The following is a 7,662-nucleotide window of genomic DNA, read 5'->3' as shown; positions in this document are numbered from 1 at the left end:
ATTATCGCTAATGAAGAACTAAATTTTCAAAATGAAGAGAAAGAAAAACGAGCCGCCGAACTGATTATCGCTAATGAAGAACTAAATTTTCAAAATAAAGAGAAAGAAAAGCGGGCCGCCGAACTAGTTATCGCTAATAAAGAACTGATGATTGCCGCTACAGTCTTTGAATCCCAAGAAGGTATGTTAATCACTGATGCTAGTAACCGTATTATTCGCGTGAACAGCGCCTTTGCATCTATCACTGGTTATAGCAATGAAGACGTTATTGGCCAAAAGCCAAGCGTTCTTAGTTCAGAAAAACAAAGTGCAGGTTTTTTCATTACTATGTGGGATAGCATCAACAATACCGGTGCGTGGCAAGGTGAAATATACAATACGCGCAAAAATGGTGAAATTTATCCAGAATATATCACCATTACGGCAGTTAAAGATGCTCAGGGCATTGTTACTAACTATGTGGAAACATTGACCGATATCACTCTGATTAAAGCCTCTGCTGATAAAATTATAAGCCTAGCTTATTATGATGTGTTGACGCACTTACCTAACCGCAGTCTGCTACTTGATAGGCTTGAACAAGCATTAACCGCCAGTGCGGAAAGTGGACAACGTGGCGCAGTATTGTGTATCGACTTAGACCACTTCAAAAATCTGAATGATACGCTAGGACATGATATGGGTGATTTGTTACTGAAACAGGTGGCAGAACGACTAATTGCGTGTATATATACAAAAGATACTATTGCTCGCATAGGCGGTGACGAGTTTGTCATCATACTCGAAAACCTAAGCGATAGTGCAATCGAAGCCGCCGCTGAAACTAACAATATCATTGAAAAAATAGCCTTCACACTGAGCAAACCCTATCAACTTAATACTCATTTCTACCAGAGCTCCTCTAGTATAGGAGCTACATTGTTTATGGGGCATGAACTTAAGTCAAAGGAACTACTGAAACAAGCAGATATTGCCATGTATCAATCGAAGGGCAAAGGGCGCAATGCCATCACCTTCTTTAACTCAGTCATGCAAGATAAAATTACTGCTCGTGTTGATATTGAAAATGAGCTACGCGTAGCTATTGAACAACAGCAATTCCAATTACATTATCAAATACAAGTTGATCACATAGGTCGCCCCTTTGGAGCTGAAGCCTTAATTCGTTGGCCGCATCCTAAACGTGGCTTGATTTCTCCTTTGAGCTTTATTCCGGTAGCAGAAGATACAGGACTCATTATTACTATTGGGCAATGGGTACTAGAAACTGCTTGTGCACAATTAAATCGATGGGATAAAGATGAGCTGACACGTTACCTCACCTTATCCGTCAATGTAAGCGCTAAACAATTTTTTCAAACAGATTTTGCGGCGCAAGTAATCGCAACAGTTCGACGTTACGACATTAATCCGACAAAGCTAAAACTGGAATTGACCGAGAGTATGTTGGTAGAGAGCATTGAAAACTTCATCTCAACCATCAACACTTTGAAGGAAATTGGCATTAAAATCTCATTGGATGACTTTGGGACGGGCTATTCATCTTTACAATATTTAAAAAAGTTAGGAATTTATCAACTAAAAATTGACCAATCATTTGTACGGGATATTGCCACTGATATTCATGATCAAGTGATTGTTCGCACAATTATTGCAATGGCACACAGCCTAGATATAAATGTCGTTGTTGAAGGCGTTGAAACAGAAGAGCAGAGACAAGTTTTACTTACTATTGGTTGCTCTCACTTTCAAGGTTATTTATTTAGTAAACCTGTTCATATTGATGAGTTTGAGGGGTTAGTTAGAAAGTTATAGATATTGTTCTCATTCTATGTACGTATTTTACTTTTTTGATCCTGAAATCAGTCTCAAAATTGATCTTTGGAACGCTCGCTATACAGAGGGTCATTGAATCAACTGTTGAAACAGGTTAATGGATGAGAAAGTTATAATTTGATAGTGTTAGGTATCAATTTTATCCGGTAAATCGACAAAAAGCGCTAGACAGGCACGTTGACTTCCATTCTTTGTTGTCAGAATACGGGATCAGTGAATAAAGTAAGGCAACCAGTTTCTAATGTTAGCAATCTCCGCATACCACACGCTTAAAGCCATGCTCGGAGACGGCCACAACACAAAAAATTATCAAACTCTCGAACAACGTATTTTGGTAAGCGCTTATCTTGCTCGGTAAGTGCTTCTTCAAATACCGAAAAATACTGATTAACAAGTTGATACAATAGAGTTATTTCGGGCCGGTGACATTTGTATTGCACCACTTGCTGTAGTGCCAGCGCTTTATTGATTTCTACAACCGCTGTATGTCGAGCTTTCATAAAGCCAAAAATGTTGAGGTGGCCGACTTCAGTTCATTAGACTAATCATTTATTTTAATATGTAGTGAGTCTATTTGAGCTGATTGGCTTTTCGGTATTTACCTTGATAGTCAAAAAGTCTGTTTTTGACACGCCAGTAGAATTTTTGTTTTCTACCAATGACAAAGTCAGGACACGGCAATATGTTAGCTAACTTTAATGCTTGTTCAAGTGTAGTCACTTCAAACGATCCAGTAGAGCCCAGCTGAACACTAATTTTAGCGCTAAGGCGTTTAGAAAAGATATCATTGAACGCTTTAACTTGATTTGGCTTAGTGAAGTCAAAAGATTCATTGAGTTCAACGCCTTCCTCGTCATGGTAAGTGATTTTTAACTTATCAGCTCCCTTATCACTAACTTTCGTTAAATTAAGACCTGCGCAACGAATAATTTTTGAATCTTTAAGTTGTAGTGCCTTTTTTAACATATCATCGGGATCAACCAAGACTTCATGACACTGTAAACAGTTACGAGCAGCTATGTCATTTTCACCACCGCAGTGTGGGCATTCTTTAAATACAAAACGATAGTTACATTGGCTCTGTGACCCTTGTTCTTCAATTAGGCCTTGGCATCGACGGCCGTAGTGTTCCACTAAATATCCATCATCATCACAAATGCCCCAAAATAAATTGGGAAATTCACAACTGGGGCAAATAACTTGCACCGGCTGACTTTTACTATTCGGCTTTTTCTCACCGACTTCTGGATGATAGAGGTCAAAATCATTGCCCGTATAGTCAATGACCAAGCAATCTTTTTTGTTATCACTCAAACGCAGACCACGACCGATGATTTGCTGATAGAGACTAACTGATTGTGTTGGACGTAATATCGCAATCATATCGACATGCGGTGCGTCAAAGCCAGTGGTTAATACTGAAACATTAACCAGGTATTTAATTTCTTTACGCTTAAATGCCTTAATTAACTTATCGCGTTCAGTGTTGTCGGTAGCACCGGTAATTAATGCACTCAATTGGGCGGGTAAATAATTAAAGACTTCCTTTGCATGCTCAACTGTAGCGGCAAATATCATAATACCTTGACGTTTATAGCCTAACTCAATGACCTGCTCAATAATGCCTTGAGTCACCCGGGGATTTTTATTTAATAGATGATTGATATCTTTAGGACTATATTCACCAGAGGCGTTTGCTCGCAGGCTACTAAAATCATAATGCTCTATGGTGGCATCGACTAAATTAGGTTCGGTTAAATACTGGCGTTTAATTAAGTAACGAAGGGGTAGTTCATAAATACAGTGCTCAAAAGGTCGCTTTTCTTCACTTCGCATGAAACCACGGTAATGTTTTTTATATATCCAGCCCATACCTAAACGATAAGGGGTTGCGGTTAAACCCAATAATTTAACATCAGGATTAACTTGCATCAATTTTTCAATAATTTGTTGATACTGGTTACTATTGGACAGCTTGCTTGCTTTTTCTTGTGTTTGCTCTTTAGACTTGTCTTTAACCAGCTCAGTGCTGGCTAAGTTAACTCTATGACATTCGTCAATAATAATTAAGGAGTAGGGCTCACTAAAGTCATCTAGATTGCGAACTGCCGATTGTATACTGGCGAACGTGACTTGGTGCTGAGTTTCTTTCAGTTTTAATCCGGCCGAATAAATACCGGCGGTAACACCATAGCTTTCATATTTTTGATGATTTTGCTCGACCAATTCTTTGACATGGGTGAGTACCAATATTTTTCGCTTTGCCAACCGAGCAAGCTCGGCAATTACCAGACTTTTACCTGAGCCTGTAGGTAAAACAATCACCGCAGATTCGTTGGTTTTTCGAAAGTGTTTAAGCACCGCCGAAACAGCTTCTTGTTGATAATCTCTAAGTTGAAAAACTTCCACGCAGTGCTGTTGCCTTAATAGGGAAATGAAAACAGTCATAATAGCAAAGTAGTCGATAAGTCCAAAATTAAAAACCAACTTTAAACCTTGATTAGTTTGTAGCAGTTAATCTAATAGTAGGGTTTAATAAAAGACTAATATGCTGGGCATTACTGGGAACACCACTGAGGTAATTGAGCCTTAATATGATTTTTTTGCAAAAAGTTATACAAAGTAGTACTGATAGGTAGCTTTACAGTTCCTTCTTAGTAACTAGGGAGTACTTCATAAAAATCAAACAGACAATTTATCTGTTTAATTTCTTATCTATAATGATCATGAGTTTACTCTAGTTGAAATTTATTGAATAAAACCAGTGCCCATAGACGTCCCATTCTTCACACAAAATATAGAAAAACCGATAATCAAAAGATTATGGTTTTTTGTTTTATAGCGCTCAAATCTCTATAGCAAGGGGTATATAAACAAGAAGTTATGAACGCACGAAGCTTTTGCATTTTAGTAATATATGAAAGTTGAACAAATGAATGTTAGGAAAGGATTTACAATCGATCTTAAACGACTAGGTTACCCTAATGTTTGGTGGTGTATTTATCTATCTCTTAAAATGCTTAAAATTAGGCTAAAAAATTGTGAGAGTTAGAAGTATTACCTCCACAACATATTATTATTGCTAACATAAGAGAAAGGTATAAAAATTGAAAATTAGCATAAATTATTAATTCAGGTATCATGTAGCGAAGGTATTATTAAATTATAATTTTTTTAGTTATGCTTTAGTGTCGTGTTTTTTAACAGTTATCAAAAATGAAGTTTATATTTGAATGTTACCCATTGAATTAAATAGGTTTTTATTTTTGGTGTATATCTTGCATACCACAAGTGTCTTGAAGTAAATGTCGTTATGCGACATCAAATTATTAACCCATTAAGGGCTTAAGGAAGTTGTATGAGTTCTAAAATCATAAATATTGTTGTAGTTTGTGTGTTATCTCTTTTTGTTGCCGATAGAGCAAATGCGGGATTAATTATTGGTGATCTTTATTCTGACGATACTGGTATCCAATGGGAGTATATAGGTTCTTTTGATGTAACTGGTGGTGATGATTATAGTCTTAAACCTGCTACTTATAATGGTATTGAGGCCGCAGAATTTATCTTTGGTCAACCTACAATTCCAGTATCATACGCTTTAAGTACAAACGTAATTACTGATTATACTAATATTGAAGATTATATTGTTAATAAAGAAGCTTTTTACCAGCAATATCGAATAGCTGGTGTTACATCATACGATCAAGCCAGAGCAACTAATCTGGCTGGTGGTATTGGTTATGACGCTGAGGGTGATGTTTCAGCATACGTTTATGATAGAGCGTTTGAAGGAATATACTTTAATTATGTATTTAAATCAGTGACTACTTCAGTGCCCGAACCATCAACAATTGCTATTTTCTCACTTGCTTTAATTGGATTAGTCTCTCGCAGGTTCAAAAACTAATAATTTTATTATCATCATCAAGGCGGTGTCACTCGATACCGCCATTGTTACAGAACATTAATATCTATTTTGCATGTATTATCTCTATAAATAACATCTTTTTAACTGAGATACAGACCCTATACATTGAATCATTATTGTAAGATTAAGTTTTATAATATTTCTGTATTAAAACTTAATCTTTTTATTTAATTTACCTGTTAATCAATTCATTAGAAGACCACCTAAAATACTTTGTCTTTAGTCTAAATACTTGTAATATGTAACCTCATAAGTATGTTTACAGTTATCAATCAGCTGCAGTATTTTTAGATTGTCTAGAGTATGTGGTAAGCCAAATCATTAGGAAGTTGTTTATGGAAAACTATACCAACCCAAAAAGTGCACAAGTCATTAATGTTAAAGGTGAAATTCACACCGATGTGGCTGTAGATACTCTATTACAAGTTGGTGATGTCGTTAAAGCAGGCGCCGTTCTTAATTTAATCAAAGGCAGTGAAATTGTATTAGCTTATGCTGATGGAAGTCAGCATAAAGTCTCCAGCTACGAGGCTGAGTCGGTAAATGAAATTCGTGTAGATATAATTTCTCCTGATAACAATACAGAAAGTGTTGATAGTGAAGATATCAATAATATTCAAAATGAAATTTCAGCAATTCAAGATTTAATTGATGCTGATATTGATGCAGAGCTCCCTGAAACAACTGCTGGTCTTACTAGTAATGAAGGTACAAGTTTTGTCACGGTAAACAGAACAGGCGATGAAACGTTAGCGCAGGCTGGATACGATACAACAGAACAAAATAATATTTTTGTCTTACCCGGTGATTTAGATAACGAAAATAATAATGATAATTTTGCCTTATTTGATGCTGATGAAAATGTCACTGTAGCAGAAGATACATCAGCCACAGGTAATGTGCTAGATAATGGTGCCAGCGCAGGCGGCCCATTAAGTGTGATTAACTTTAGCATTGATGGTAATACTTTCGATGCGGGCGAGACAATTAATTTAGTAGAGGGTGAATTTACCTTAAATGCAGACGGTAGCTATACCTTTATACCTGCTGATAATTTTAATGGCACTGTGCCCGTGGTCAATTACACCGTTACCGATGGTGCAGGTAATACGGATAGTTCTACTTTAACGATTTTAGTAACACCCGTATCAGATCTTACTGATGCGGATGAATCTGTTACAACAGCTGAAGATACCCCTGTTTCTGGCAATGTACTTAATAATGCTGATACTGCAGATGGTCCTCTGACTATAACGAGCTTTACTGTTGATGGTAATACTTTTAATCCAGGTGATACGGTTACTCTCGCTGAAGGTGAACTCACTTTAAATCCAGATGGTAGTTACACCTTTATACCAAATGACAATTTCAACGGCAGTGTACCGGTGGTCAGCTACACCGTTACTGACGGTGCGGGTGATACCGATAGTTCTACTCTAACAATTTCAGTAACACCGTTACCAGATCTTACTGATGACAATGAATCTGTTACAACAGCTGAAGATACCCCAGTCTCTGGTAACGTTTTGGATAATGCAGCAACTGCAGATGGACCATTAACAGTAACCAGCTTTACTGTTAATGGAAATACTTTCAATGCAGGTGATACGGTAAGTCTCACTGAAGGCGAACTCACTTTAAATGCAGATGGTAGTTATACCTTCACACCCAATGATAACTTCAATGGTGCTGTGCCCGTGGTCAGCTACACCGTTACTGATGGTGCCGGTGATACGGATAGTTCTGCCTTAACGATTTCAGTAACACCTGTATCAGATCTTACTGATGACAATGAATCTGTTACAACAGCTGAAGATACCCCAGTCTCTGGTAACGTTTTGGATAATGCAGCAACTGCAGATGGACCATTAACCGTAACGAGTTTTACTGTTGAT

The 7,662-nt window shown here is 37.2% G+C and carries 5 protein-coding genes; 3 read left to right on the top strand and 2 right to left on the bottom strand.

From position 1 onward, the window contains the following. Positions 1-1,815, top strand: a complete 1,815-nt coding sequence (locus tag H4J75_RS19230) for a putative bifunctional diguanylate cyclase/phosphodiesterase (RefSeq protein WP_404842719.1) — start codon at positions 1-3, stop codon at positions 1,813-1,815. Between the two features lie 290 nt (positions 1,816-2,105). Here H4J75_RS19230 and H4J75_RS19225 read toward each other — a convergent pair whose 3' ends face one another. Together H4J75_RS19225 and H4J75_RS19220 are read right to left on the bottom strand one after the other, a co-directional pair. Further along, positions 2,106-2,336, bottom strand: a complete 231-nt coding sequence (locus tag H4J75_RS19225) for a hypothetical protein (RefSeq protein WP_182222996.1) — start codon at positions 2,334-2,336, stop codon at positions 2,106-2,108. A 70-nt stretch (positions 2,337-2,406) separates the two neighbouring features. Continuing rightward, the gene (locus tag H4J75_RS19220) at positions 2,407-4,284 is read right to left on the bottom strand and encodes a DEAD/DEAH box helicase (protein ID WP_182222998.1); all 1,878 of its coding nucleotides are present in this window, start codon (positions 4,282-4,284) and stop codon (positions 2,407-2,409) included. A 910-nt stretch (positions 4,285-5,194) separates the two neighbouring features. Here H4J75_RS19220 and H4J75_RS19215 point away from each other — a divergent pair. Next, positions 5,195-5,746 carry a PEP-CTERM sorting domain-containing protein gene (locus H4J75_RS19215; RefSeq protein ID WP_182222995.1) on the top strand — a complete coding sequence of 184 codons (552 nt, stop codon included), beginning with the start codon at positions 5,195-5,197 and terminating at the stop codon, positions 5,744-5,746. Between the two features lie 356 nt (positions 5,747-6,102). Further along, a partial coding sequence (locus H4J75_RS19210) for a retention module-containing protein (RefSeq protein ID WP_182222994.1) occupies positions 6,103-7,662 on the top strand: 1,560 nt, incomplete at its 3' end.

Origin of the sequence: Colwellia sp. BRX10-1, from assembly GCF_014077545.1 — a bacterium.
GTDB lineage: Bacteria > Pseudomonadota > Gammaproteobacteria > Enterobacterales > Alteromonadaceae > Colwellia_A.
Note: the sequence above shows the minus strand (reverse complement) of the source record. Positions and strands in the feature narration are given on the sequence as shown.